This is a genomic window from Brachybacterium sp. UMB0905 (assembly GCF_002871795.1).
GTDB lineage: Bacteria > Actinomycetota > Actinomycetes > Actinomycetales > Dermabacteraceae > Brachybacterium.
The window spans coordinates 75,316-98,704 of sequence record NZ_PNHL01000005.1; the positions used below are offsets into that span (position 1 = coordinate 75,316).

Consider the following 23,389-nt stretch of genomic DNA (forward strand, 5'->3'; position numbering starts at 1 on the left):
CTGGCAGCCCTGCCAGCCGCTGCTGCGTCGCATCAAGAGCGCGGGCCCCGAGGAATGATCCCTCGGGGCCCGCGCTCGTCTGCTGGGGCTCAGAGCCCGCTCAGTGGCTCGCCTTCTCCATCGGCGTGCGGTAGTCCCCGCCGGTGAGCTGATCGATCATGTGCTTCTCATGACCGGCATGCTCAAGGGCCTCGCGCAGCTCCGCGGGGGTGACCGGCTCGATGCGGTCCTTGAAGAAGAAGCTCGTGGCCTTGGCCCGCAGGGAGGAGACGCCCTTACCGGCCTTCAGAGGACGGTAGTCGTCATGCTGCACCAGAACCCAGCGGTCGTACTCGGACAGCGGAGTGTGGATCTCGATCATGTCACCGGTCTCGGTGCGCACAATCCGCGAGGACTCCAGGCCGTGCAGGGCCTGCTCGCGCTTATGCCGCTGGATGGACAGGCAGAGCCGCTTGGTGATGAAGAATGCCAGAGGCGGCACCACGAAGATTCCGATGCGGAACGCCCACGTGAGGTCGTTGATCGACAGATCCAGCGCGATAGCGATGAGGTCGTTGGTCGCGGCGAGCGCGAGGATCAGGTAGATCATGATCCAGGCGACGCCGAGTCCGGTGCGGACCGGCGCGTTGTACGGCAGATCGTTCAGGTGGTGCTCACGGTCATCACCGGTCACCCACGCCTCGATGAAGGGGTACAGCGCCAGGAACCCGAGCAGTGCGCCATACACGGCCATCGGGATCAGCATGTTCAGCGAGATCGGATAGCCGAAGATCGTGAACTCCCAGCCCGGGATGAGACGCAGGCCACCATCGGTCCACAGCATGTACCAGTCCGGCTGCGAGCCCGCCGAGACGGGAGAGGGATCGTAGGGGCCGTAGATCCACATGGCGTTGATCGACGTGGTGGCGGAGATCAGGGTGATCACACCGAACACCAGGAAGAAGAAACCACCGGCCTTCGCGGCGTACACCGGGAACACCGGGAAGCCGACGACGTTGCGCTGCGTGCGGCCCGGGCCGGGGTACTGGGTGTGCTTGTGCAGCACGAGCAGCACCATGTGGATGCCGATTAGGCCCAGGATCATCGCGGGCACCAGCAGGATATGGATCGTGAACAGGCGCGGGATGATGTCGGTGCCTGGGAACTCGCCGCCGAACAGCAGCATCGAGAGGTAGGCGCCGACGATCGGGATGGACTTCATGAGCCCGTCGACCACGCGCAGACCGTTGCCGGAGAGCACGTCATCGGGCAGGGAGTAGCCGGAGAAGCCCGCCACCATGCCTAGGACCATCAGCGCGAAGCCCACCAGCCAGTTCAGCTCACGGGGCTTGCGGAACGCGCCGGTGAAGAACACGCGGAACATGTGCACGAAGATCGCGACCATGAACACCAGTGCCGACCAGTGGTGCATCTGCCGGAACAGCAGACCGCCCTTGACCTCGAAGGAGATCTCCATCGTGGATTCGAAGGCGCGGGATACCGCGGCGCCCTGCAGCGGGACGTACGGGCCCTCATACACGACCTCCTCCATGGAGGGGTCGAAGAACATGGTCAGGAACGTGCCGGAGATCAGCAGGATGACGAAGCTGTACAGCGCCACCTCGCCGAACATGAACGACCAGTGGTCGGGGAAGATCTTCCGGGCGATGAAGCGGACGAAGCCGCCGCCGGCCAGGCGCTGGTCGAGCCAGTCGCCGCCCACCGCGCCGAGCTTCATCATCCGCGAAGGCTGCTCCTCGGAGGAGTTGCGGGAGGAGGAGGGAGTCGTGGTCGTCATGGGGATCACTTGTCCTTGTGGATGTCCCAGAAGCTGGGACCGATCGGCTCGGTGAAGTCGCCGGGGGCGATGAGGTAGCCCTCGTCATCGACCTCGATCGGCAGCTGGGGAAGGGGACGGTGGGCAGGGCCGAAGATGACCTTGGCACCGTCGGTCACGTCGAAGGTGGACTGGTGGCAGGGGCAGAGCATGTGATGCGTCTGCTGCTCGTACAGCGCCACGGGGCAGCCCACGTGGGTGCAGATCTTCGAGAAGGCCAGCACGCCCTCCACGCCCATGGCCATGGACTCGTCGTTCTTGCCCAGGGCCGGGTCGAAGCGGACGATCACCGCCGCGGCCTTCGCGCGCTCTTCGAGGTAGTGCTCGGTGTCGTGGGTCAGGCCCTCGGGCATGACGTGGAAGATCGAGTTCATCGCGACGTCGGACAGCTTGATGGGGGTGCCGTCGTGGTCACGGGCCAGGCGCTGACCGGGGTTGTGGCCCCAGTACGTGTGGTGCAGCTTGTTGCCCGGCAGCGGACCCAGGGTGGACAGCGGCGCGAGCACCGCGACCGGCAGCGCGGCCAGGGCCGCGACCATCGAGGTCACGATCAGGGGGCGACGGCCGATGCCGGACTCCTGCAGCCCATCGGTGATGATGCCGGCGGCGATCTCGCGGGTCTCATCGGAGCTGCGGATGTCGTGCCGCTCCTCGACCATCTCCTCATCGGGCATGAGGGTCTTGGCCCAGTGGATCGCCGCGGCACCGATGAAGAAGACGGCGACCGCGAAGCCCAGACCGGTCACGAGGTTCGACCACCACAGAGCCTGCGGGGTGCCGGGCTCGGCGAAGAGGTTCGTGGTGCCCTCACCGTAGGGAGAGACCAGGAAGTACGCGCCGATGAAGACCACGGTGCCGATGACCGACAGCAGGAACATTCCGGCCACGACGCGCTCGGCGCGCTTCTCCGCGGACTTCGAGACGTCCGCCTGGCGGTGCTGATGCGGGGGCAGACCCGGGTTGGGGAAGCCACCGCCCTCCTTGGGGGCGAGCGCGGACACGCGCCCGGAGGAGGCGGGGGAGGAGGAAGGGGAGGTGTTCATGTTCGTGCTCACTTGGCCTTCGCCCCCAGCCACACAGCGCAGCTGAGGAGCAGGGTCAGGATGATCGTCCAGGCGTACAGGCCCTCGGTGACCGGGCCCAGGGAGCCCAGGGAGATGCCGCCCGGCGAGCCGGTCTCATCGATCGCCTCGAGGTAGGCGATGACGTCGCGCTTGTCCTCGGCAGAGAGGTTCGAGTCGGAGAACACGGGCATGTTCTGCGGGCCGGTCTCCATCGCCTCGTAGACGTGCTTGGGCTCCACGCCGACCACCGGCGGGGCGTACTTGCCGCGGGTCAGCGCGCCGCCCGCCCCGGCGGCGTTGTGGCACATGGCGCAGTTGATGCGGAAGATCTCGCCGCCCTGGGTGGGATCGCCCTGGGAGGCGTCGAGGTACTCGTCAGCGGGGACCGCGGGGCCCGGGCCCAGCGACGCCACGTAGGCGGCGAGCTGGCGGGTCTGCTCCTCGGTCATCTGCGGAGGCTTGCGGGCGGCCTGCGGCCCGGAGGCCTGCATCGGCATGCGGCCGGTACCCACCTGGAAGTCCACGGCGGCGGCGCCCACGCCGATCAGCGAGGGGCCGATGGTCTCGCCCTCGAGGTCCGTCAGGCCCTCGGCGTTGCGGCCGTGGCAGGTGGCACAGTTGCGCAGGAACAGCTGCTGGCCGGCGTCGATGTCGTCCTGCGTGTAGGCCTCGGCCTGTGCGGTACTGGGCTGGAGGGCCGCGTACAGCCCGCCGGTCGCGACGAGCGCGAGCAGCAGGATCACGAGAAGCGCCATCGGATGGTGGCGACGTGCGGCGAGAGCCTTCACGGTTCGGACCTCGATTCGTGGAGGGGGCGGTCAGGGCGGGCGGATCGGGGAGCGGAAGGGAGAGCCGGGCGAGCGGCCCTGCCGGGGCGGGTCAGAAGATCGACCACACGAACTCGACCGGCACCACGTGATTGGAGTTGACGAGGGTGAGGATCGGGTCCAGGAGGTAGACCACGAAGAACAGCACGATCCACACCACATCCACGAAGTGCCAGTAGTAGGACACGCAGATCGCGGAGACCTTCTCGTGGGTGGTGAACTTCTCGGCCGCCCAGGCGCGCAGCAGCACCATGAGGAAGGCGATCAGACCGCCCAGCACGTGCAGGCCGTGGAAGCCGGTGGAGAGGTAGAAGATCGAGCCGAAGGGCGAGGACGACATCGTCACACCGTGGTGAACGAGCTCGGCGTACTCGAAGGCCTGACCGGCCACGAACACGGAGCCCATGATGAAGGTGAGCACGTACCACTCGACCATGCCCCAGCCGGCGATGTTGAAGATCGAGCCGGTGCGGCGCTTGCGGGGCGTGAAGGGCTTGCCCCAGGGGAAGCGGCCTTCGGCGATGTACACGCCCATCTGGCAGGTGAAGGAGGACGCCACCAGGATCGAGGTGTTCAGCAGCGCGAAGCCATGGGTGAAGTTCCCCTGGCCGGCGGAGAACGTGTCCGGCGACATCGAGCGGATCGTGAAGAGCATCGCGAACAGGCCGCCGAAGAACATCACTTCGCTCGCGAGCCAGACGAGCGTGCCGATCTGCGTGGGGTTGGGGCGGCCGACCGCCGGGGCGGCGGGCGCTGTGCGCTCAGGCAGGGTCGCTGTAGTCACGTCACCATTATGTCGTGTCGTCAGATTCGCGGTGTCGGCCCACGACGGCCGAGCACAGCGCGGGGCCTGCGCCCCGGGCGGACCCGGCCAGCATAGCTCGCCTGACGCAGTGTCATGAACCCGGACACGCAATCGATACGCGCTGGTGGCGGACCTTCGGGCCGCTGTGACCGTTCTGTGATCCGCAGCGTGGTCGGCGCCCCGGCCGTGGGCCCGGAGGTGACATCATCGAGGCATGAGCGAGAACACCCCCACCTGGCCCCAGATCACGTCGCGGCTCGTCCGCGGGCAGGACCTGGAGCCCGCGCAGGCCAGCTGGGCGATGGACGAGGTCATGTCCGGGAACGCGAACCCCGTGCAGCTGGCCGGATTCCTGGTGGCCCTCCAGTCCAAGGGCGTGACCAGTGGGGAGCTCGAGGCCCTCGCCGATGCGATGGTGGCGCACGCCCGCACGGTGGAGGCGCCGCGCGAAGCAGTGGACATCGTCGGCACCGGGGGTGATCTCGCCCAGACCGTGAACATCTCCACCATGGCCTCGATGGTGATCGCCTCGACCGGCCGGACCGTGGTCAAGCACGGCAATCGCGCCTCCACCTCCCGCTCCGGCTCGGCCGATGTGCTCGAAGCGCTCGGGGTGCGCCTGGATCTCCCAGTTCCCACCGTGGAGCGGCTGATCGGGGAGATCGGGATGACCTTCCTGTTCGCGCAGGTGTTCCATCCCTCGATGCGCTTCGCCGCCGACGCCCGCAAGGGCCTGGGGATCCCGACTGTGATGAACATCCTGGGCCCGATCACCAATCCCGCGCGGCCGCGCGCGAGCGCCGTCGGCGTGGCGGATGTGGCCCTCGCCCCCGTGGTCGCGGGAGTGTTCGCCGCCCGCGACACCAGCGCGCTCGTGTTCCGCGGTCAGGACGGGCTGGATGAGCTGACGGTCACGGCGCCGAGCGATGTCTGGGAGGTCCGGGGAGGGCAGGTGCGTGAGCACGTGCTGGATCCCGCGGCGCTGCTGGGTATCCCGCGCAGCGGTCACGATGCGCTGCGCGGCGGCACCGCGGAGGAGAACGCCCAGGTGGCCCGGGATCTCTTCGCGGGGGAGTCGGAGGGCCGGATGGGACCCATCCGGGATGCGGTGCTGCTGAACGCCGCCGCGGGCATGGTGGCCTTCGACGGGATCGGCCAGGACGCGGCCGATGGGTTTGACGAGCGGCTGGCCGCCGCCTATGCCGAGGCCCAGGAGGCGCTGGACTCCGGGCGTCCGACCGTGCTCGTGACCCGATGGGCGGAGCTATCGCAGCAGGAGCACGGCGCAGGCCGGTGAGCGCGCGGGCGCTCGGCTCTCCGCTGCGCCTGCACCAGCGCTCTCGCAGGTGCTCTCAGCGGCGGGTCAGGATCAACGGTGGGGCCGGATCAGCTGTCCAGGCCGAGGTCGAAAGCGGCGTCCAGATCCCGGCTGGAGTACGTCTTGAAGGCGATGTTGGTGGTGGTCTCCAGCACGCCCTCGATCTTCGACAGCTGACCGGCGATCACGTCGGCGAGATCCTCATGGTTGCGCACCCGCACCACCGCGATGAGGTCCACATCCCCCGTGACCGAGTACACGTGATCCACTCCGTCGATGTCCACGATGGCCTGCGCGACCTCCGGGATGCGGTGGGGGTCGACGTCGATCGAGACGATGGCGGTGATCATGGCTCCTCCTGGGGCGACCGGTGGGCGCCGACGGCGCGCTGGCGATGCCTCGAGCCTAGACCGCCCGGGACGGCGCCGTGCGCGCAAAGCGCTCGCTGAGATGCTCGGGCGTGAAGCGGGCCCGGGCGGGGACCTGCCAGGTCCCCTCCACGAGGACCGTGCGCACACCCTCGGCCTCGAGCCAGCCCAGCAGGATCTCTGCCTCCTGGTGGTATCCCTGGCACAGCGGCGCGGCGAGCTCCGTCTCGCCCAGCCCCGTCATCGCCAAAGACCGGGCGAACGGCAGCGGATCAGTGCCCCAGGGCACCAGTGTGGTGCCGGAGAAGCGGCCATGCCGCACCGCCAGCAGCTCCCAGCCGCGGCCACCCAGCACCGCGGCCGTGCTGGGCCGCGCCGCGATCAGCAGCGGCACCGCCGCAAGCGCCCGCAGCCGACTGGCCCGTCGGGCCGCCCGCAGGTACGTCACCGCGAGCGCCCGCAGACGCTCCGCATCCTCGTAGCGTCCGGCCTGCACGTGGGTGCGCATCCGTGCGGCCACATGGTCGAGCACCTCCCGCGGGTCCTCGAGCAGCGCCCGACGCAGACTCTCGCGGTGCTCACCGCTGCGCAGGGCCGGCCCGCGCGTGAGGGCAGAGCCGCGCCCCAGCACCGCGTCATACAGCAGATCCCGCAGCGGCTGAGCGTCATGATGCGAGGCGAGCGGGCCGATCTGCGCGGTGCCATCGGACTCCTCACGAGCCAGGCGCGCCGCTCGCAGACCTTCGGTCCCACGCCCCAGCCGCAGCCAGTGCGCTTTCTCAGGCTTCAGCCCCTGCCGGTTCGCGGGAGGCTGCTCACCGGCGATGATCCGCAGCTCGCGCACCGCCGCCTCCGTCGCCGTGGCGCATTCGATGACGTCGATCCGCTCCGCTCGCGGCAGCATGTCGAGCACCCGGCGACGCTTCTCCGCGGCCGTGAAATAGGTGCGCACCCGGGCACGCACATTCTGGGAGGTGCCGACATAGAGCGCATCCCCCTGGGCATCGACGAAGCGGTACACGCCCGGGACGGCCGGGATGTGCTCAGCCAGATGCTTCGTGCGTAGCTGCACCGCGCTGGGCTTGCGATGCGCCGCGGCGAGATCCTCGAGCGTGGACGCGCCCGTCGGGCCCAATCGGCCGATGATGGCGTGCAGGACATCCACCGTGGCGCGGGCATCGGACAGCGCCCGGTGATCCGGGGTCACGGCGGCCCCGACATGCGCGGCGAGCGTCCCCAGCCGATGGTCACGCACCTCGTCACGATGGAACACGCGCCGCGCCAGAGCGAGCGTGTCCAGCACCGTCGGCCGCGTCCAGCCCAGGTCCAGGGCTGCCGCGTGGGCGGCGAGGAACCCGATGTCGAAGCGCGCGTTGTGCGCCACGAGCGCGGCGGGGCCCGCGAAATCCAGGAACATCGGCAGGGCCACCGCGATCGTCGGCGCCCCGCGCACCGTGGCATCGGTGATGCCCGTCAGCCGGGCGATGTACGCGGGGATCGGGCGCTCGGGATCCACAAAGGTGCGGAACTCACCGAGCACCTCGCCGCCGCGCACCTTGACCGCGCCGATCTCGGTGATCGCATCGCTCGTGGGATCGGTGCCGGTGGTCTCCAGATCCACCACGACGAGCGTCGCTTCGTCCAGCGGGGTGCCCAGATCCGCGAAGCTCAGCTGACGACGGGACGGGGCGGCGGGCATGCTGCCACGGTACGCCGCGGCCCCGACATCCCTGGGGGAGGGAGGTCGGGGCCGCGAGACGCAGCACAGCGTGCGGCGCGGTGGCCGCGCTACGGCGGTGCCGCTAGGCGGGCCAAGCGCCGATGCTGTAGCGCTGGTCAGGCCTTCGGCTTGGGGCCGGAGTAGATCTTGTCGATCACCTCGGCCAGGTCCTTGACCACGACGTTGCGCTTGAGCTTCATCGACGGCGTGAGGTAGCCGTTCTCCTCGGTGAAATCGGTGTCGATCACCTCGAAGACGCGGATGGACTCCGCACGGGAGACGGAGGTGTTGGCCGCGTCAACCGCGGTCTGCAGCTCGGCGCGAATCCGCTCATCGCGAGCGGCCTCGGCGACAGACATGGAGGGCAGATCATTGTTGGACAGCCACGTGCCCAGCATCTCCTCATCCAGCGTGAGGATCGCCGAGACGAAGGGCTTCTGATCACCGATGACGATGCACTGGCTGACCAGCGGGTGGGAGCGCAACTGGTCCTCGAGTTGAGCGGGCGAGATGTTCTTGCCGCCGGCGGTGACGATGACCTCCTTGGAACGACCGGTGATCGAGAGGTTCCCGTGCTCGTCCAGCGAGCCGAGGTCGCCGGTGCGGAACCAGCCATTCTGCAGCGACTCCGCCGTGGCCTCGGGGTTGTTGTGGTAACCGCGGAAGACCATCACGCCCTTGACGAGGATCTCACCGTTCTCGTCTATCGCGATGGTGGAGCCCGGCAGGGGCGGGCCGACGGTGCCCGGGCGCACATCCCAGGGCAGGTTCACGCTCACCGGCGCGGTGGTCTCGGTCAGGCCGTAGCCCTCCAGCACCGTCACCCCGATGCCGCGGAAGAAGTGGGCCAGTCGCGCGCCCAGCGGGGCACCGCCGGAGATGGCCGAGGAGACCTTCCCGCCCATGGCTTCGCGCAGCTTGCCGTAGACGAGCTTGTCGAAGGCGGCGTGCTTGAGCTTCAGGCCCAGCGGCACCTTCCCTTCGGACAGCGCGCGGGAGTAGTCGATCGCGGTCTGCGCGGCGCTGGCGAAGATCTTGCCGCGCCCCCCGGCGATGGCCTTGGCCTCGGCGCCGTTGTAGACCTTCTCGAACACTCGCGGCACCGCCAGCAGGAACGTCGGCTTGAAGGCCGCCAGATCCGGCAGCAGATTCTTCGTGTCCGGAGTGAAGGCGGTGGTCACCGGCCAGGCGACGGCCACCACCATGATCAGCCGGGCGAACACATGCGCCATCGGCAGGAACATCAGCAGACGCGAGCCGGGCGGGAGCACGGCCTCCCCCAGCAGCGTCACGGCACTGCGGGTGGTGTCCACGAAGTTGGCATGGGTGAGCTCGGCGCCCTTGGGACGGCCTGTGGTGCCGGAGGTGTAGATGATCGTGGCCAGGTCCTCCATACGACGGGAGGTGCGGCGCTGCTCGAGCTCCTCATCGCTGATGGACTCGCCGCGCCGGGTCAGCTCCTCGATGATCCCTTCCTCCAGCACGCCGATGCGCTCCAGGGTGGGGACCTCTCCGCGCACGGATTCCATGTCCTCGCGATGCCGGGCCGTCTCGACCACGGCGAAGCGGGCCCCGGAGTCCGAGGCGATCCACTGGATCTGGCTGGGGGAGGAGGTCTCGTAGATCGGCACGCCGACGCCGCCGGCCCACCACACCGCCCAGTCCACGAGCGACCATTCGTAGCGGGTGCGCGAGAGGATCGCGACCACGTCACCGCTGTCCACCCCGGACGCGATCAGGCCTTTGGCCACCTGCTTGACCTGGGTGAGGAAATCGGCGCCGCTGAGCGGGATGTAGGTGCCCTCGCCCCGGCTCAGCTCGAACACGGGCACCGAGGGGCTCGTGCGCAGCCGCTCCAGGAGGAGATCGGTGATGTTCTCCTCGGGGCGGCTCTCGTGCTGCGAAGGGGTGCTGGACTGTTTCATCGAATCTCCTTCGATCCGGTGGTGAGCATCGGGCGGTAGGCCGAGCACCGGCCCGGAAGCGCTGGTGGGGTCCCGAACATCGTACGTCAGGGGCCTCTACCATGGTGCCCCGGGTCCGTGCCCGCGAGCGGTCGGATGCACCCCGCCACCGTGGCGCGAGTCTCGGGACCCGGACCCCACAGCAGCCCCCAGGAACAGGAACAGCATGCTCTCCATCGGCGTGGATATCGGCGGCACGAAGATCGCGGCGGGAGTCGTGGATGAGGACGGCGAGATCATCGCCGCGACCACGCGCAGCACCCCGGCGACCGATGCGGCGCTGATCGAGGCCGCCTGCGCGGAGGCCGTCGCTGAGCTGCGCGGCGACCACGACGTGGTGGGCGTGGGCGTGGGGGCGGCGGGCTTCGTCAGCTCCGACCGTCGCACCGTGACCTTCTCCGCCAACCTCGCCTGGCGCGGTCATCCCCTGGCCGATGAGCTCGAGCAGCTCACAGGTCTGCCGGTGGTGGTCGAGAATGACGCCAATGCCGCGGGCTGGGCCGAGTACCGCTTCGGTGCCGCCCGCGAGGCCGAGCACATGCTCATGGTCACCGTCGGGACGGGCCTCGGCGGCGCCCTCGTGATGGACGGACAGCTGGTGCGCGGACGCTGGGGCTTCGCCGGGGAGATCGCGCATATGACGGCGGTGCCCGATGGGCAGTGGTGCGGCTGCGGTCGCCGCGGCTGCCTCGAGCAGTACACGGCCGGCACCGCGCTGGTGCGCACCGCCAAGCGCCGAGCCAGCGCGGGAGACCCGCTGATGGGGCCGCTCGTGCAGGCCGCCGGCGGCAGCCGCAAGGAGATCGACGGGCCGCTGATCACGCGCCTTGCCCAGCACGGGGATCCGGGCGCGGTGGAGCTCATCGCAGAGCTCGGCGACTGGTTGGGCCGGGGACTCTCCTCGATCGCCACGCTGCTGGATCCGGACATGATCGTGGTGGGTGGCGGGGTCGCCGCCGCGGGGGATCTGCTGCTGGATCCGGCGCGTGCCGCCTACGCCCGCACCATCACCGCAGCTGCGCAGCGGGAGCTCGCCCCGTTCGTGCTCGCCCGGATGGGCAACCGCGCCGGAATCGTCGGAGCCGCCGACCTCGCCCGCTGACCCGGCTCCGACGGCTGGCGAGCGCACAGCGTCTGACCAGGGCGAAACAGCCCATCAGCGCACGGCCGACGGCCAGCTCAGAGCTGGGCGCCGTCATCTCCATCCTGCCGTGGGGTGCGCGGTGCCCGGGCCAACAGGGCGATCACCCCGCCGACCGCCGCAGCGCCGCCGAGCAGCCCGAGACCGCGGGGCAGCGCTGGCGTGACGGTGGCGAGCACGAGCAGCAGGATCCCGCCCAGCAGGGCCGTCCATGCCCACAGCGCCCCGGAGGACGGCGGGGGCAGGTCCGGATCCGGGGGCTCGAAGTCCCCGTAGAGCACCTCGTCATCGTCGAGCTCGCGCGGGCCTGCTCCGCCGCGGATTCCCGCGGTGCCCATCGGCCCCACCGGAGTCCCGGCGGAGGGGTGCGCGGCCCGCGCCCGTGCCCGAGCTTCGGGATCCGGTGGCTGGTCGGGGGATGCGGCGCTCCACTCCCACAGCTCATCGTCATCGGCGGGATGCGGCGGGGCGACGGGTTCCCGCGGGGCCTGCCCGGGACGCAGCGCGAGGCCCTCGCCCTCGAGCATGCGGGCGAACTCGGCGTCGACGTTCCGGCCGTCGTCGGCGCCGGGCGGTGTGGGCTCCCGGGTGGTCATCGTCGGTGCTCCACAGCGATGAGGTGCTGGTCCAGAAAACGAGCTGTGGTCTCGAACAGCAGCGGCGCGTCATGGTCCAGCGGCGCCAGGTGGTAGCTGCGCGTGAGCGCCAGCCGCTCGACGGGGCCGCGGACCCCGGCGGCGACCAGATCGCTGTCCCGCGGTGGCACCACATGGTCCACCCGCGATGTGGCCAGCAGCAGCGGGGCGCGCACCAGGTCCAGGCGCGAGCGGGTGCGGGTGAACAGGCGCCGCAGCTGCGCGACGGCGCGCAGCGGCATCCGCGCGTATGTCTCCTCCGCAACCCCGTCGCGCGCGAGGTCCGAGCCGATGCCCGGCAGGGTGGGTACGAGCGGGGCGATGAGCCCTGCCGCCCGGGCCGCGAGCGGCAGCGTCATCCCCGGGTTCACCGCGACGAGCGCGCCGATGTGCTCGCGCAGCTGCTCATCCTGGCCGAGCGCCAGCGTCAGGGTGCCACCCATCGACAGGCCCGCCACCGCGATGCGCCCATGCTGCTCGGCGAGCCCAAGAGCCGCCTGTTTCGCCGCCTCATACCAGTCCTGCCAGGCCGTCGACGCGAGATCGGCCACCGTCGTGCCATGGCCGGGCAGCAGCGGCAGATCCACGTCCCAGCCGCGCCCGGCGAGATCCTCCGCCCAGGGGCGCAGGGACTGCGGGGTGGAGGTGAAGCCGTGGACCAGGAGCAGCCCGCCGCGCGCGGTAGAGTGTCCCGGCGCGCGCCAGGGGCGGGTCAGTTCGCTGAAGGCCATGGCACCATCGTCGCATCCCCACCGCCGGAGGGCACGATGGTCCGCTGTGCGGCGCTCGGATCGAGACCGTGGAGGACGACGTGCTGTACGAGCTCGCCAAACCGTTCGTGATGACGGTGGTGCGACTGTGCTGGAACCCGACCATCAGCGGCCAGGAGAACATCCCGGCCAGCGGACCGGTGATCCTCGCCTCCAATCATCAGGCCTATTCCGACACCGTTTTCCTCCCCGGGCAGGTGCGCCGCAGCGTGCACTTCCTGGGCAAGGGCGAGATCTTCTCCGGCCGGGGCCCGATCAAGCGTCTGGCCGCGGCGGTGATGCGCGGCCTGCACGTCATGCCCGTGGACCGCTCCGGTGGGACCGCCTCACGCTCCGCGATCCAGGCGGGTCTGGACGTGCTGGCGCAGGGGAAGGTGCTGGGCATCTACCCGGAGGGAACCCGCAGCCCCGACGGGAGACTGCACCGCGGCAAGACCGGCGTGGCACGCCTCGCCCTCGCCTCCGGGGCACCGATCGTGCCGGTGGCGATGCTCGGCGCCCATGAGGCCCAGCGTGGCCGACGCTGGTTCCCGCGCCGCCACCCGCGGATCCGTGCCGTGGTGGGGGCCCCGCTGGATGCCGCGCAGATCGCCGCCGAGCACGCGGGCCGCAGCGAAGGGGAGGTGCTGCGTGGGGTGACCGACGCGGTGATGGATGCGATCGCGGAGCTCTCCGGGCAGGAGCGGGTGGATGAGTACGCCGCCGATGTGAAGCGTCGACAGCGCGAACAGCGCGAGCAGGACGCCGCGAGCTGACCGATTCCGGCCCTCGGACCGACGGGATGATCCCCGGCGGGCGTCCCGGCATCGGTGACCGAGCAGTGAAACTCGGCCTCGAGCACCCGGGGATACTGGCTACCCTGGTCATGTGAACCTCTTCAGCCCTGATGCTCCGGCCCGCGCCCACTCCTTCAGCCTGTCCTCGGCCGCCGACGGCCTGGCGGCCCTCGGCGTGTGGCGCGACTATCCGCTGGTGCAGCAGCCGGTGTGGCCCGATGAGGAGGAGCGCGCGAAGGTCTTCGCCGATCTGCGCTCCGCTCCGCCGCTGGTGTTCGCCGGCGAGGTGGATGTGCTGCGCGAGCGCATCGCTGCGGCCGCCCGCGGGGAGGCGTTCCTGCTCACCGGTGGGGACTGCGCCGAGACCTTCGCCGACTCCACCGCGGACCGCATCCGCAACAAGATCCGCACCATCCTGCAGATGGCGGCGGTGCTGACCTACGGCGCTTCGGTGCCGGTGGTGAAGATGGGTCGCATGGCCGGGCAGTTCGCCAAGCCGCGCTCGAATGAAGAAGAGACCCGCGACGGCCTGACGCTGCCCACCTACCGGGGGGATGCGGTCAATGAGTTCGCCTTCACCCCGGAGGCCCGCCGCCCCGATCCGGCCCGGCTGTGGAAGACCTACACCACCAGCGCCTCCACGCTCAACCTCATGCGTGCCTTCACCGGCGGTGGCTTCGCGGATCTGCGCGAGGTCCACTCGTGGAACCGCGGCTTCACCTCGAGCGGGGTGGGCTACGCCCGCTACGAGGAGCTGGCCGGGCAGATCGATAAGGCCGTGCGCTTCATGGAGGCGATCGGCGCGGACTTCGATGCGCTCAAGGTCGTGGAGTTCTACGCCTCCCATGAGGCGCTGCTACTGGACTACGAGGAGGCGCTGGCTCGGATCGACTCGCGCACCGGGGAGATCTACGGCTGCTCCGGCCACTTCCTGTGGATCGGGGAGCGCACCCGCCAGCTCGAGGGCGCGCACGTGGACTTCATGGCGAAGCTGCGCAACCCCATCGGCGTGAAGCTCGGCCCCCATGCCACCGTCGAGGATGCTCTCGAGCTGATCGAACGCCTGGATCCCGAGCGCGAGCCCGGGCGGCTGACCTTCATCACCCGGATGGGCGCGAGCATGATCCGCGACCGCCTGCCCGCCCTGGTGGAAGGGGTGCGGGATGCCGGCGCCCAGGTGGCGTGGGTGACCGACCCGATGCACGGCAACACCATCACGTCCTCCAACGGCTACAAGACCCGCCGCTTCGAGGACATCCTCGACGAGGTGGTGGGCTTCTTCGAGGTGCACAAGGCCGCCGGCACCGTCCCGGCCGGACTGCACATCGAACTCACCGGCGATGACGTTACCGAGGTGCTCGGCGGCACCGGGGAGATCGACGAGGAGGGCCTGGCCCGCCGCTACGAGACCCTCGTGGACCCGCGGCTGAACCACCAGCAGTCCCTCGAACTCGCGTTCCTCGTCGCGGAGATGCTCACCCGCGCCTGATCAGATGCGGTGGGCCGACGGTGCCGTGCGCGCCGTCGGCCCCGGCGCACGGGAGCGGATAGCCGGGACTCGGCGGGATCTCGGGAGCGGTCAGAACACCTTGATCGTGACCGTGGAGCCCTTGGCCAGCTCGCTGCCGGGCTCGGCGGACTGCTCATAGACCATCCCGAACACCGGCTCGCCCTTGTCGTGGCTGACCTGCACGGTGAACCCGGCCTTCTCCAGGGCCTTCCGCGCGTCCTTCTCGGACTTGCGGAACACATCGGGGACCTTCACCATCTCGGGCCCGAGCGACGTCACCAGGTGGACCTCATCCCCGCGGAACAGGGTGCCTGAGGCCGGGTTCTGAGAGATCACGGCACCGCGCGGCACCGAACCGGAGTGCTCCTGCGAGGTGGTCACGGTGAAACCGGCCTGCTCAAGCGCTGAGCGGGCGGCAGCCTCGCTATTGCCCCGCTGATCCGGCACGGTGATCGGCTCGCGGCCCTGGGAGACGACGACGTGGACCTCCCCGCCGGCGGGCAGCGCCTCAGCATCGGCGCTCTGGGAGATGATCTCGCCCTCCGGAACGGTCTCGGAGTAGGCCGCCTCATCCTCGACGAGAGTGAGGGAAGCATCCTCGACCTGGGTGCGGGCGTCCTCGAGCGAGAGCCCTTCCAGGGCCGGCACCGGGAACGTCTGGATGCCCTTGGAGACCACCACGTGGATGGCTGCGCCCTTCTTCACATCGCTGCCGGTGGAGGGATCGGCGGTGATCACATGCCCGGCCGGGACCTCGTCGTCGAACCGCTCCTCGGTGCTGACCTGAAGGTCCGCCGCGCGCAGGGCGGACTCCGCGTCGGCCAGGGGAGTGCCGACCACAAGCGGCACGGTGCGGTTCGCGCCCGGCCCCTCATCGAGGTACCAGGTGGTGGCCGCCCAGGTGCCGCCGGTCATCGTGCCCACCAGGGCGACGGCGGCGGCCGCTGCCATCGCGCGGGAGCGCAGACGGGTCCCGGCGACCAGGTGCCGACCTCGCCGACCCCGCGGGCTGCGCAGCGTGACCTGGCGGGAGGATTCCCCGTCCTCGGACTGCTGCGTATCCGCGGGCTCATCAGCAGCACAGTCCGCGGCGGGGTCCGCATCAGGGTCTGCTGCGGGATCGGTGGGATCAGCGGGGAAAGAGTGCGCGGCAGCGGGCGCGTGGTCCTCTCCCGTCCCCGCATCACCGGTGAGGGCGGGCGGGAAGGCGCGGGGGCTGCCCGTCAGATCCGCGGCAACGTCATCCAGGGCGGCGGTCAGGCGCGGCACCTCTCCGGTGGCGGCATCCTCGATCTGCACCGGGCAGGTGGCCAGGACCGTCGCGGGCAGGGTTCGAAGCAGTTCCCGGACCGCCTCCAGCAGGTCGATCGCGGTGGCGGGACGCTGGCCGACGGGCCGGGCCGCCGCCCAGGTCACGAGGGAATCGAGCTCACGCGGCACCCCGCTGACGCGGGTGGACGGGGCCGGGATGTCCTCGTGCACATGCTGGAAGGCGATATGCACCGGCTGCTCGCCGCGGAACGGCTGGGTGCCGGTGAGCATCTCGAACAGCACCACACCCAGGGAGTACAGGTCGCTGCGCTCATCACAGTGTCCCCGGGTCACCACCTCGGGGCTGATGTACGCGACGGTGCCCAGCAGCGCGGCGCTCGCCGAGGAGTTGTTCGAGCCGGTCGCGCGGGCCAGCCCGAAGTCCGCGACCTTCACGGTGTCCTGCGCGTCCAGCAGGATGTTCTCCGGTTTGATGTCGCGGTGGACGATCCCCGCCTCATGCGCGGCCACCAGCGCCTGCAGCACCTGCTCGGTCACCCGCAGGCTTTCGCCGACGCTCAGGGGGCCCTGGCGCACCATGCGCGCCCGCAGCGTCTCACCCTCCACGAGCTCCATCGCCAGGTAGATGCTGTCCCCGTCCTCGCCCTGGTCGAAGACGCCCACCACGTTGCGGTGCGCCAGGCGGGCCGCCGCCCGGGCCTCTCGGCCGAAGCGGCGTCGGAAATCCTCATCCATCGCCAGGTGGGGGTGCATGATCTTGAGCGCCACCACACGGTCCAGGCGCTCGTCATGGCCGCGGTACACGGTGGCCATGCCGCCGCGCGCGATCGGCTCCTCGACCCGATAGCGGTCATCGAGGAGCAGGCTGATGCCGGGGGAAGTCGACGTCGCCGAGCTCACAGGGCCAATCTAGGGTGCTTCACGCGCGCGGGAGGGGACCGACACACGGCACGGGTGTCACACGCTGTGAGGTGCCTCCCGGGGCCGGGTGGCCCGGTGCTGAAGGGCGCCCGGTGCGATGCGCTCCCCGGTCGGTGCATGGCACCCTAGGAGGCGTGAACGACATCGATACCCTCATCACCGATTGGCTCACGCTCCCCGATGTCGCCGAGCGACTGGACCTGGAGGTCTCCAAGGTCCGCCGTCTCATCGAGGATGGCCACCTCGTCGCGGTGCGGCGCGGTCACCCGGTGGTGCGGATGATTCCCGCTGAGCTGCTGGTGAACGATGCTCCGGTCCCGCATCTGACCGGTACCATCACCGTGCTGCGCGATGGCGGATTCAGCGACCTGGAGCTGCTGGAGTGGCTGTTCACGGCCGATGACACCCTGCCCGGGCGCCCCATCGATCACCTGCGCCGCGGTCAGCGCGGCGAGGTGCGCCGCCGCGCGCTCGCCCTCGCGCTGTGAGGCGCGTGCCCCGCTGACCAGCGGGCACAGCGCGTTGCGGGGGAGTCGGCGTCAGGCCGACAGTGCGTCCACATCAGTCGCCAGATCCGCCATCCGCTGCAGCCCCGCCAGGCCCGGCCCGTCGATCGCCCCCGCGCCCTGCAGGATCTCGCGGGCTCGGGAGGCGCGTGCCCGGATATCCGTCGCAACGGAGGCGACCGCACCGGTGGCGCGCATCAGCTCATGCACCGCCAAGATGTCCTCCGGATCCGCATCGGCCTGGCCCACGGTGCGCTCGAGCAGCTGCCGACCCGCCGCATCGGCCGCCTGTTCGGTGCGTGCCAGCAGCGCCGTGCGCTTGCCCTCGAGGATGTCCCCGCCCACGGGCTTGCCGGTGCTGTCCTGATCCCCGATCACGCTGAGGAGGTCATCGCGCAGCTGGAACGCTGTGCCCACCTCGATCGACCAGGCCGAGAGCGCATCCAGCAGCGGCGCCTCGGCTCCCATGAGCGCAGCGCCCATCCGCACCGGGCGGAGCACCGAATAAGGCACCGTCTTCCACCGGATCACCGCTAGGGCCGCCTGCTCGGGATCCTCGACGGAGCCGAGCCCCGCCGCCTGATGCAGGATGTCCAGATACTGCCCGGACATCACCTCGGTGCGCAGGGCATCGAACTCCGCCCGGGCCCGCGCCACGGCGTCCGCGTCCCCGGTGATCTCAGAGGCGAGCTGCTCGGACCAGCTGAGCGCCAGATCCCCGAGCACGATCGCCACCGCGATCCCGAACTCCTCAGCGTCGCCCCGCAACGAAGCCGCACGGTGCCGCTGCGCCGCCTGCACATGCAGTGCAGGCCGGCCGCGCCGCACGGGGGAGTGGTCGATGACATCGTCATGCATGAGCGCCGCTGCCTGCACCAGCTCGATCGCCGCCCCGCAGCGGGCGAGCTGATCCAGCTCATCGGGGTGCGCCTCGCGGCCGAGCGCGGTGACCCCACCCCAGAAGCACAGCCGGGGACGCAGCAGCTTTCCGCCCTCGAGATAGGTACCGAGGTCATCGACCAGAGCAGCGGCCTCCGGGGCGATGCCTGCCAGGTGCTCCGATCCCGCCGCGAGCGCTTCGCGGGTGATGCGATCGGCCTGCTGCACCATCTGCTGCTCCAGGGCGGAGAGCACGGCGCTGGAGGGGGCGGAGGCAGTCATGAGCAGTCCTTTCTCGCGAGCCCCCCGATCCTCCCACAGCGCGCCTGGATGCCGATCCCTGGTGCGGTCCGCCGCGGGACGACCTCTCCTCCACAATGCCCCCTCATCCACAATCGGGCAGGGGGTGATGCTCGTAGAGCGCTCGGTGGGACAGGGTCGCTTCATGACGATGAACATTCCGCCCACCGCCCCTCACGAGCCGCCTCTGCTGCCGCTCGCCGATCCCTCCGAGCTGCTCGCCCAGGCACACCTGAGCCTCGCGGTGATGCCGTGCGACTGCCTGCTGCTGGCGACCGCCGGCACGGTGACCGAGCCGCCCATGATCACGCGCAGTCCCCTGCAGGACATCACGGATCCGGGAGGTGCGGAGCGCCTGGCCCACCAGCTGCACCTCATGGCCCCCGGATGCGATCAGGTCATCGAAGCGCTCGTGGTGATCGGGGACGGTTTCCAGGAGGTGCTTGAGCCGCTGGTGCGTGAGACTCTCGAACGCCTGGGAGAGATGCTGCAGCAGGCAGCCCGCAGCCTTGCACTGGATCGTGAGGATGTGCTGGTGCGCGGTGCCGCCTGTGGCCGCTGGTGGTCGGTGGACCCGGCCAGCTCGGACTCCGCTGCTGCGGTGCAGGTGGCCGCAGCGGGGGAGCTGCTCCCCTTCTCCCGCACGCGCACCGCCGCGAGCGCGGTCCTGGCCGGACGCTGCATTCCCCGCCCGCCGCTGGACACCGCCCGCCTGCGCGCCCTCGGCTCGGATCTCACCATCCCTGCCCCGGATATCTCGTCACGGGTCGATGTCGGCATGCTGTTCGCCCGCGCCCGCACCGCGCTGGAGCGCCTGGAACGCACCCCGGGGCCGGATGCCCAGGGGGTGTGGATGACGGAATGTGAACACATCGCTGCGCTGCTCTCGGCGCTCGCCGTGGACCGGCTGCACTGGGAGCTGATGGGCCGCTGCGTCGAGCGCGGTGCAGCGCGAAAAATCGACCGTGAGGACCTGCTGCCCATCCTCGCCAGCGACGGCAGCTGGCGCCCCCACGCCGACGTCTGCGCAGGTGGCAGTTGGTATCGAGCACTCGAGGAGCTGCAGGCAGTGGCCGCCGGAGCGATGACTGCCGCGCCCGTGCAGGAACGCTCCACGGCGCGCTGCGCCTGGCGCGCGGTGACCACGCTGCTGGTGCTGCTGGCGTGGTGGAACCACCGCTATGCGAGCGCCGGAGAGCTCGTGGCCGCCCTCGAGGAGGTGGAACCGCACTCCTCTTTGGCACGCTTGCTCACACGCCTGATCGACACTCCGGTCCGCCCGGCCTGGAGAGCGGCGCCCTGACGCGGCTCCGCCCCGGCTGCCGCGGTCGGCCTATGGACAAGGAGCCTCGGTATGCCCGCAGCAGTGGATGCGCCCGCGCTCCCGCGCGCTCCCGGCCCCTGGCGCCCTGAGCACGGCCCCGGAGACCGCCGCTTCATGCCGATCGGAGATCTGCCCCTGGAGAGCGGTGAGGTTCTGCGGGACGTCACCATCGCCTACGAAGCCTGGGGAGAACCCGCCCCGGATCGCTCCAATGCGGTGCTGGTGCTGCATGCCCTGACCGGAGACTCCCATGTGCGCGGACCGGCCGGTCCCGCACATCCCAGTCCCGGCTGGTGGGAGAGCCTCGTCGGCCCCGGTCGTCCCATCGACACGGAGCGACACTGGGTCATCGCACCGAACGTCCTGGGGGGTTGCCAGGGCAGCACCGGGCCCTCCAGCCCGGCTCCCGACGGACGCCCCTACGGCTCCCGCTTCCCGCAGCTGACCATTCGTGACCAGGTCGCGGCGGAGCGCCGGCTGCAGCAGGCCCTGGGACTGCCCAGCTGGGAGCTCGTGATCGGCGGGTCGATGGGCGGCATGCGCGCGATCGAATGGGGCGTGAGCCACCCTCAGCTCGTGCGGAACCTCGCGGTCATCGCCTCGAGCGCACGCGCGAGCGCCGACCAGATCGCCTGGAACAGCGCCCAGATCGCTGCGATCGAAGCCGACCCCTGGTTCCGCGGCGGCGACTACCACGACAACCCCGCCGGCCAGACCCCAAGTGTGGGACTGGGAATCGCCCGCCGCATCGCCCACACCACCTATCGCAGCGCCCAGGAGTTCCAGGCCCGCTTCGGCAATGACCCCCAGGATGGTGAGGACCCCCTGGACGGGCGCGGCCGCCACCAGGTCACCAGCTACCTCGACCACCATGCCGACAAACTCATCCGCCGCTTCGACGCGGGCACCTACCTGTCCCTCGTCCGCTCCATGAGCACGCACGACGTCGGCCGCGGCCGCGGCGGGGTAGCGGCGGCGCTTGGCCGCATCCGGGCCCGCACCTTGGCCCTCGCGATCGACTCCGACCGTCTCTTCCCACCCGCCCTCGTCCAGGAGATCGCCGAGCACACCCCGTCGGCCCGATACCACCTGGTCAGCTCACCGATCGGGCATGATGCCTTCCTGCTGGAGCATCCGGGACTTCAGCGGTGGATAGCACAGCTGCTGGACGGCTAAAGTGAGCGGTTGCCGGGCCGCGGACCAGCGCCCGGCAGGCATCGCCGAGCAGAACGGAGCGGCATGACGATCGTCGTGGGCTACTCGCCCTCCGGGCAGGGACGCGCCGCGCTGCGCGCCGCCCTGCGCCAGCAGCGCCGCACCGGGGAGGTGCTCGCGATCGCGTCCCATCGCTACGACGACCCCGAGATCGGCATGACCTCTGCCAGCGAGCAGCAGATCCGGGAGGCTCTCGCCGCGGAGGGCGCCGCCGCTGCCGAGGTGATGATCCGCTCGTGCTCCGAACAGGACATCGGCGAATTCGTCCTCGCCCTGGCTGAGGAGGTCTCCGCCTCCCTCGTCGTCTTCGGGCTGCGGCGCAAATCCCGCATCGGCAAGCTCAATCTCGGGGCCTCCGCCCGGCGCATCGTGCTGGGGGCGCGCTGCCCGGTGCTGACCGTGAAGGCCGAGCCCGCCGCGTGAACCCGCCATAGCGGGGACCCGCCTCGGAGGGGACTGCGGCGGGACCGCCCCGGAAGGGAAGCGAATCCGAGGCCCGGCGGCAGATCTGCAGGACGGAAAACAGTCGCCCCGACGATCGGACTGCGGTGCGGGAAACTGCGGTGCGGGAATAGGGGGCGGTCCCGGCCGCGTTGTATAGTGATGAGGCTTGACGGCACCGTGCCCTCGTGCGCCATGAAACGGTCTGACCACCGTCCGCGCCGGGCAGCGGAGCCACCAGCCGCGCCGAGATGACGACCGCCCGAGAGCGGTGGACCGCCCAGCGGGCCGCTGCCGGAAGAAGGAACGAGTGACCTCTCCCAAGACCGCCGAGAAGACCGCCACCCCGCGCCGCTCGACCCAGAGCACCGCGAAGAGCTCGACCGCGAAGAGCTCGAAGGCCGCCACCACCTCCGCGACGCCCGATGAGCAGGACACCGCGACGACGTCGGCGACGAAGACCTCGGAGAAGAAGACCCCCGCGAAGAAGGCTCCTGCGAAGAAGGCCTCCGCGAAGAGGACGGCCGCGAAGAAGTCCCCGGCGAAGACGACCGCCGCGAAGGACACCGCATCTGAGGCCGCGCCCGGGGCCGAGTCGGCCGAGGACACCGCCACGGAGCAGACCGCGGACAAGCCCGAGAGCAAGACGGCCGCCAAGCGCACCGCCGCCAAGAAGACCACGGGCAAGAGCTCCTCCGGTACCTCTGCGAAGAAGGCAGCGGCCAAGAAGTCTGCCGCGAAGGCCGCGCAGAACGCCGAGGTGGATACCGACGAGGAGGAGGACTCCGAGTCCGCCGCCAAGGCCGAGAAGGACGCCGACACCAAGAAGGTCGAGGAATCCGGCGGCTTCGTCTTCAACTCCTCCGAGGACGACGCTCCCGCGCAGCAGGTCGTCACGGCCGGGGCCACCGCGGACCCGGTCAAGGACTACCTCAAGCAGATCGGTAAGGTCGCGCTGCTGAACGCCGCCCAGGAGGTCGAGCTCGCCGAGCGTATCGAGGCCGGTCTGTTCGCGGAGCAGAAGCTCAAGCGCGATGAATCCCTGGCCCGCACCAAGGCCGGGCGTGAGCTCGCGATCATCGTGCAGGACGGCCGTGCGGCGAAGGACCACCTGCTGGAGGCGAACCTGCGCCTGGTGGTCTCCCTCGCCAAGCGCTACACCGGCCGCGGGATGCTGTTCCTGGATCTCATCCAGGAGGGCAACCTGGGCCTGATCCGCGCGGTCGAGAAGTTCGACTACGCCAAGGGCTACAAGTTCTCCACCTACGCCACGTGGTGGATCCGCCAGGCCATCACCCGTGCCATGGCCGATCAGGCCCGCACCATCCGCATTCCCGTGCACATGGTCGAGGTCATCAACAAGCTCGCCCGCGTGCAGCGCCAGATGCTGCAGGACCTGGGCCGTGAGCCCACCCCGGAGGAGCTCGCCAAGGAACTGGACATGACCCCGGAGAAGGTGGTCGAGGTCCAGAAGTACGGCCGCGAGCCCATCTCCCTGCACACTCCGCTGGGTGAGGACGGCGACAGCGAGTTCGGTGACCTCATCGAGGACTCCGAGGCCGTTGTGCCCGCGGATGCGGTGAGCTTCACCCTGCTGCAGGAGCAGCTGCACTCTGTCCTGGACACTCTCTCCGAGCGGGAGGCCGGTGTGGTCTCCATGCGGTTCGGTCTCGAGGACGGCCAGCCCAAGACCCTGGATGAGATCGGCAAGGTCTACGGCGTCACCCGCGAGCGGATCCGCCAGATCGAGTCCAAGACCATGAGTAAGCTGCGCCACCCCTCGCGTTCGCAGGTCCTGCGCGACTACCTGGACTGAG

At 70.1% G+C, this 23,389-nt stretch carries 20 protein-coding genes; 9 read left to right on the forward strand and 11 right to left on the reverse strand.

The features are described 5' to 3' along the window. Positions 1–100: 100 nt before the first annotated feature. From CJ197_RS06040 to CJ197_RS06055, 4 genes are all read right to left on the reverse strand, one after another. Positions 101–1,777, reverse strand: coding sequence for a cytochrome bc complex cytochrome b subunit (locus tag CJ197_RS06040; protein ID WP_102235843.1), 1,677 nt, complete (start codon positions 1,775–1,777; stop codon positions 101–103). A 5-nt stretch (positions 1,778–1,782) separates the two neighbouring features. Then, on the reverse strand, positions 1,783–2,859 hold the full coding sequence (locus CJ197_RS06045; RefSeq protein ID WP_102235844.1) for a ubiquinol-cytochrome c reductase iron-sulfur subunit: 1,077 nt from the start codon (positions 2,857–2,859) through the stop codon (positions 1,783–1,785). An 8-nt stretch (positions 2,860–2,867) separates the two neighbouring features. Continuing rightward, positions 2,868–3,668, reverse strand: coding sequence for a c-type cytochrome (locus tag CJ197_RS06050; RefSeq protein WP_102235845.1), 801 nt, complete (start codon positions 3,666–3,668; stop codon positions 2,868–2,870). A gap of 91 nt (positions 3,669–3,759) precedes the next feature. Beyond that, entirely contained in the window at positions 3,760–4,491 is a 732-nt protein-coding gene (locus CJ197_RS06055) for a heme-copper oxidase subunit III (RefSeq protein WP_102235846.1), read from the reverse strand. 235 nt (positions 4,492–4,726) lie between these two features. On the opposite strand from CJ197_RS06055, the gene trpD reads away from it, so the two are divergent. Continuing rightward, positions 4,727–5,809 (forward strand): anthranilate phosphoribosyltransferase, encoded by a 1,083-nt coding sequence (trpD, locus tag CJ197_RS06060; RefSeq protein ID WP_102235847.1) that lies wholly within the window; start codon positions 4,727–4,729, stop codon positions 5,807–5,809. 89 nt (positions 5,810–5,898) lie between these two features. Here trpD and CJ197_RS06065 read toward each other — a convergent pair whose 3' ends face one another. The 3 genes from CJ197_RS06065 to CJ197_RS06075 all read right to left on the reverse strand — a co-directional run bounded on the left by CJ197_RS06065 (position 5,899) and on the right by CJ197_RS06075 (position 9,843). Then, positions 5,899–6,180: an Lrp/AsnC family transcriptional regulator gene (locus CJ197_RS06065; RefSeq protein ID WP_102235848.1), complete on the reverse strand. Its 282-nt coding sequence runs from the start codon at positions 6,178–6,180 to the stop codon at positions 5,899–5,901. A gap of 55 nt (positions 6,181–6,235) precedes the next feature. Continuing rightward, positions 6,236–7,897, reverse strand: a complete 1,662-nt coding sequence (locus CJ197_RS06070) for a DEDD exonuclease domain-containing protein (protein WP_102235849.1) — start codon at positions 7,895–7,897, stop codon at positions 6,236–6,238. Between the two features lie 137 nt (positions 7,898–8,034). After that, a complete protein-coding gene (locus tag CJ197_RS06075) occupies positions 8,035–9,843 on the reverse strand; it encodes a long-chain fatty acid--CoA ligase (RefSeq protein WP_102235850.1) in 1,809 nt (602 codons plus the stop codon). Between the two features lie 205 nt (positions 9,844–10,048). Here CJ197_RS06075 and CJ197_RS06080 point away from each other — a divergent pair, with 205 nt between their 5' ends. Beyond that, entirely contained in the window at positions 10,049–10,984 is a 936-nt protein-coding gene (locus CJ197_RS06080) for an ROK family glucokinase (RefSeq protein WP_102235851.1), read from the forward strand. A gap of 77 nt (positions 10,985–11,061) precedes the next feature. Here CJ197_RS06080 and CJ197_RS06085 read toward each other — a convergent pair whose 3' ends face one another. Together CJ197_RS06085 and CJ197_RS06090 are read right to left on the reverse strand one after the other, a co-directional pair. Further along, positions 11,062–11,619 carry a hypothetical protein gene (locus CJ197_RS06085; RefSeq protein ID WP_102235852.1) on the reverse strand — a complete coding sequence of 186 codons (558 nt, stop codon included), beginning with the start codon at positions 11,617–11,619 and terminating at the stop codon, positions 11,062–11,064. Beyond that, positions 11,616–12,389, reverse strand: a complete 774-nt coding sequence (locus CJ197_RS06090) for a carboxylesterase (protein WP_102235853.1) — start codon at positions 12,387–12,389, stop codon at positions 11,616–11,618. Before CJ197_RS06090 ends, CJ197_RS06085 begins: the two co-directional genes overlap by 4 nt. Positions 12,390–12,457: 68 nt before the next feature. On the opposite strand from CJ197_RS06090, the gene CJ197_RS06095 reads away from it, so the two are divergent. Together CJ197_RS06095 and CJ197_RS06100 are read left to right on the forward strand one after the other, a co-directional pair. Continuing rightward, a complete protein-coding gene (locus tag CJ197_RS06095; RefSeq protein ID WP_233190671.1) occupies positions 12,458–13,183 on the forward strand; it encodes a 1-acyl-sn-glycerol-3-phosphate acyltransferase in 726 nt (241 codons plus the stop codon). Between the two features lie 112 nt (positions 13,184–13,295). Continuing rightward, entirely contained in the window at positions 13,296–14,693 is a 1,398-nt protein-coding gene (locus tag CJ197_RS06100) for a class II 3-deoxy-7-phosphoheptulonate synthase (protein WP_102235854.1), read from the forward strand. A 90-nt stretch (positions 14,694–14,783) separates the two neighbouring features. On the opposite strand, the gene pknB is transcribed toward CJ197_RS06100, so the two are convergent. Next, on the reverse strand, positions 14,784–16,886 hold the full coding sequence (gene pknB, locus CJ197_RS06105; RefSeq protein ID WP_102235855.1) for a Stk1 family PASTA domain-containing Ser/Thr kinase: 2,103 nt from the start codon (positions 16,884–16,886) through the stop codon (positions 14,784–14,786). A gap of 155 nt (positions 16,887–17,041) precedes the next feature. Here pknB and CJ197_RS06110 point away from each other — a divergent pair, with 155 nt between their 5' ends. Further along, positions 17,042–17,395, forward strand: coding sequence for an Rv2175c family DNA-binding protein (locus CJ197_RS06110; protein WP_102235856.1), 354 nt, complete (start codon positions 17,042–17,044; stop codon positions 17,393–17,395). Between the two features lie 51 nt (positions 17,396–17,446). Here the strand turns inward: CJ197_RS06110 and CJ197_RS06115 are convergent, their stop codons facing one another. After that, entirely contained in the window at positions 17,447–18,574 is a 1,128-nt protein-coding gene (locus CJ197_RS06115) for a polyprenyl synthetase family protein (protein ID WP_102235857.1), read from the reverse strand. Between the two features lie 163 nt (positions 18,575–18,737). Between CJ197_RS06115 and CJ197_RS06120 the strand changes: the two genes are divergently transcribed. The 4 genes from CJ197_RS06120 (at position 18,738) to CJ197_RS06135 (ending at position 23,388) form a co-directional block, all read left to right on the forward strand. Continuing rightward, on the forward strand, positions 18,738–19,895 hold the full coding sequence (locus tag CJ197_RS06120; protein ID WP_102236005.1) for a hypothetical protein: 1,158 nt from the start codon (positions 18,738–18,740) through the stop codon (positions 19,893–19,895). Positions 19,896–19,946: 51 nt separating this feature from the next. Continuing rightward, positions 19,947–21,092: a homoserine O-acetyltransferase gene (locus CJ197_RS06125; RefSeq protein ID WP_102235858.1), complete on the forward strand. Its 1,146-nt coding sequence runs from the start codon at positions 19,947–19,949 to the stop codon at positions 21,090–21,092. A 63-nt stretch (positions 21,093–21,155) separates the two neighbouring features. Continuing rightward, positions 21,156–21,554 carry a universal stress protein gene (locus tag CJ197_RS06130; protein ID WP_102235859.1) on the forward strand — a complete coding sequence of 133 codons (399 nt, stop codon included), beginning with the start codon at positions 21,156–21,158 and terminating at the stop codon, positions 21,552–21,554. 328 nt (positions 21,555–21,882) lie between these two features. Continuing rightward, positions 21,883–23,388, forward strand: coding sequence for an RNA polymerase sigma factor (locus CJ197_RS06135; RefSeq protein WP_233190672.1), 1,506 nt, complete (start codon positions 21,883–21,885; stop codon positions 23,386–23,388). The last annotated feature ends 1 nt before the right edge of the window (position 23,389 follow it).

Excerpts from the sequence above, each read along its gene's own strand:
- CJ197_RS06040 (WP_102235843.1), bottom strand. The coding sequence starts at position 1,777 with ATGACGACCACGACTCCCTCCTCCTCCCGCAACTCCTCCGAGGAGCAG.
- CJ197_RS06045 (WP_102235844.1), bottom strand. The coding sequence starts at position 2,859 with ATGAACACCTCCCCTTCCTCCTCCCCCGCCTCCTCCGGGCGCGTGTCC.
- trpD (WP_102235847.1), top strand. The coding sequence starts at position 4,727 with ATGAGCGAGAACACCCCCACCTGGCCCCAGATCACGTCGCGGCTCGTC.
- CJ197_RS06065 (WP_102235848.1), bottom strand. The coding sequence starts at position 6,180 with ATGATCACCGCCATCGTCTCGATCGACGTCGACCCCCACCGCATCCCG.
- CJ197_RS06070 (WP_102235849.1), bottom strand. The coding sequence starts at position 7,897 with ATGCCCGCCGCCCCGTCCCGTCGTCAGCTGAGCTTCGCGGATCTGGGC.
- CJ197_RS06075 (WP_102235850.1), bottom strand. The coding sequence starts at position 9,843 with ATGAAACAGTCCAGCACCCCTTCGCAGCACGAGAGCCGCCCCGAGGAG.
- CJ197_RS06080 (WP_102235851.1), top strand. The coding sequence starts at position 10,049 with ATGCTCTCCATCGGCGTGGATATCGGCGGCACGAAGATCGCGGCGGGA.
- CJ197_RS06085 (WP_102235852.1), bottom strand. The coding sequence starts at position 11,619 with ATGACCACCCGGGAGCCCACACCGCCCGGCGCCGACGACGGCCGGAAC.
- CJ197_RS06090 (WP_102235853.1), bottom strand. The coding sequence starts at position 12,389 with ATGGCCTTCAGCGAACTGACCCGCCCCTGGCGCGCGCCGGGACACTCT.
- CJ197_RS06115 (WP_102235857.1), bottom strand. The coding sequence starts at position 18,574 with ATGACTGCCTCCGCCCCCTCCAGCGCCGTGCTCTCCGCCCTGGAGCAG.
- CJ197_RS06120 (WP_102236005.1), top strand. The coding sequence starts at position 18,738 with ATGACGATGAACATTCCGCCCACCGCCCCTCACGAGCCGCCTCTGCTG.
- CJ197_RS06125 (WP_102235858.1), top strand. The coding sequence starts at position 19,947 with ATGCCCGCAGCAGTGGATGCGCCCGCGCTCCCGCGCGCTCCCGGCCCC.
- CJ197_RS06130 (WP_102235859.1), top strand. The coding sequence starts at position 21,156 with ATGACGATCGTCGTGGGCTACTCGCCCTCCGGGCAGGGACGCGCCGCG.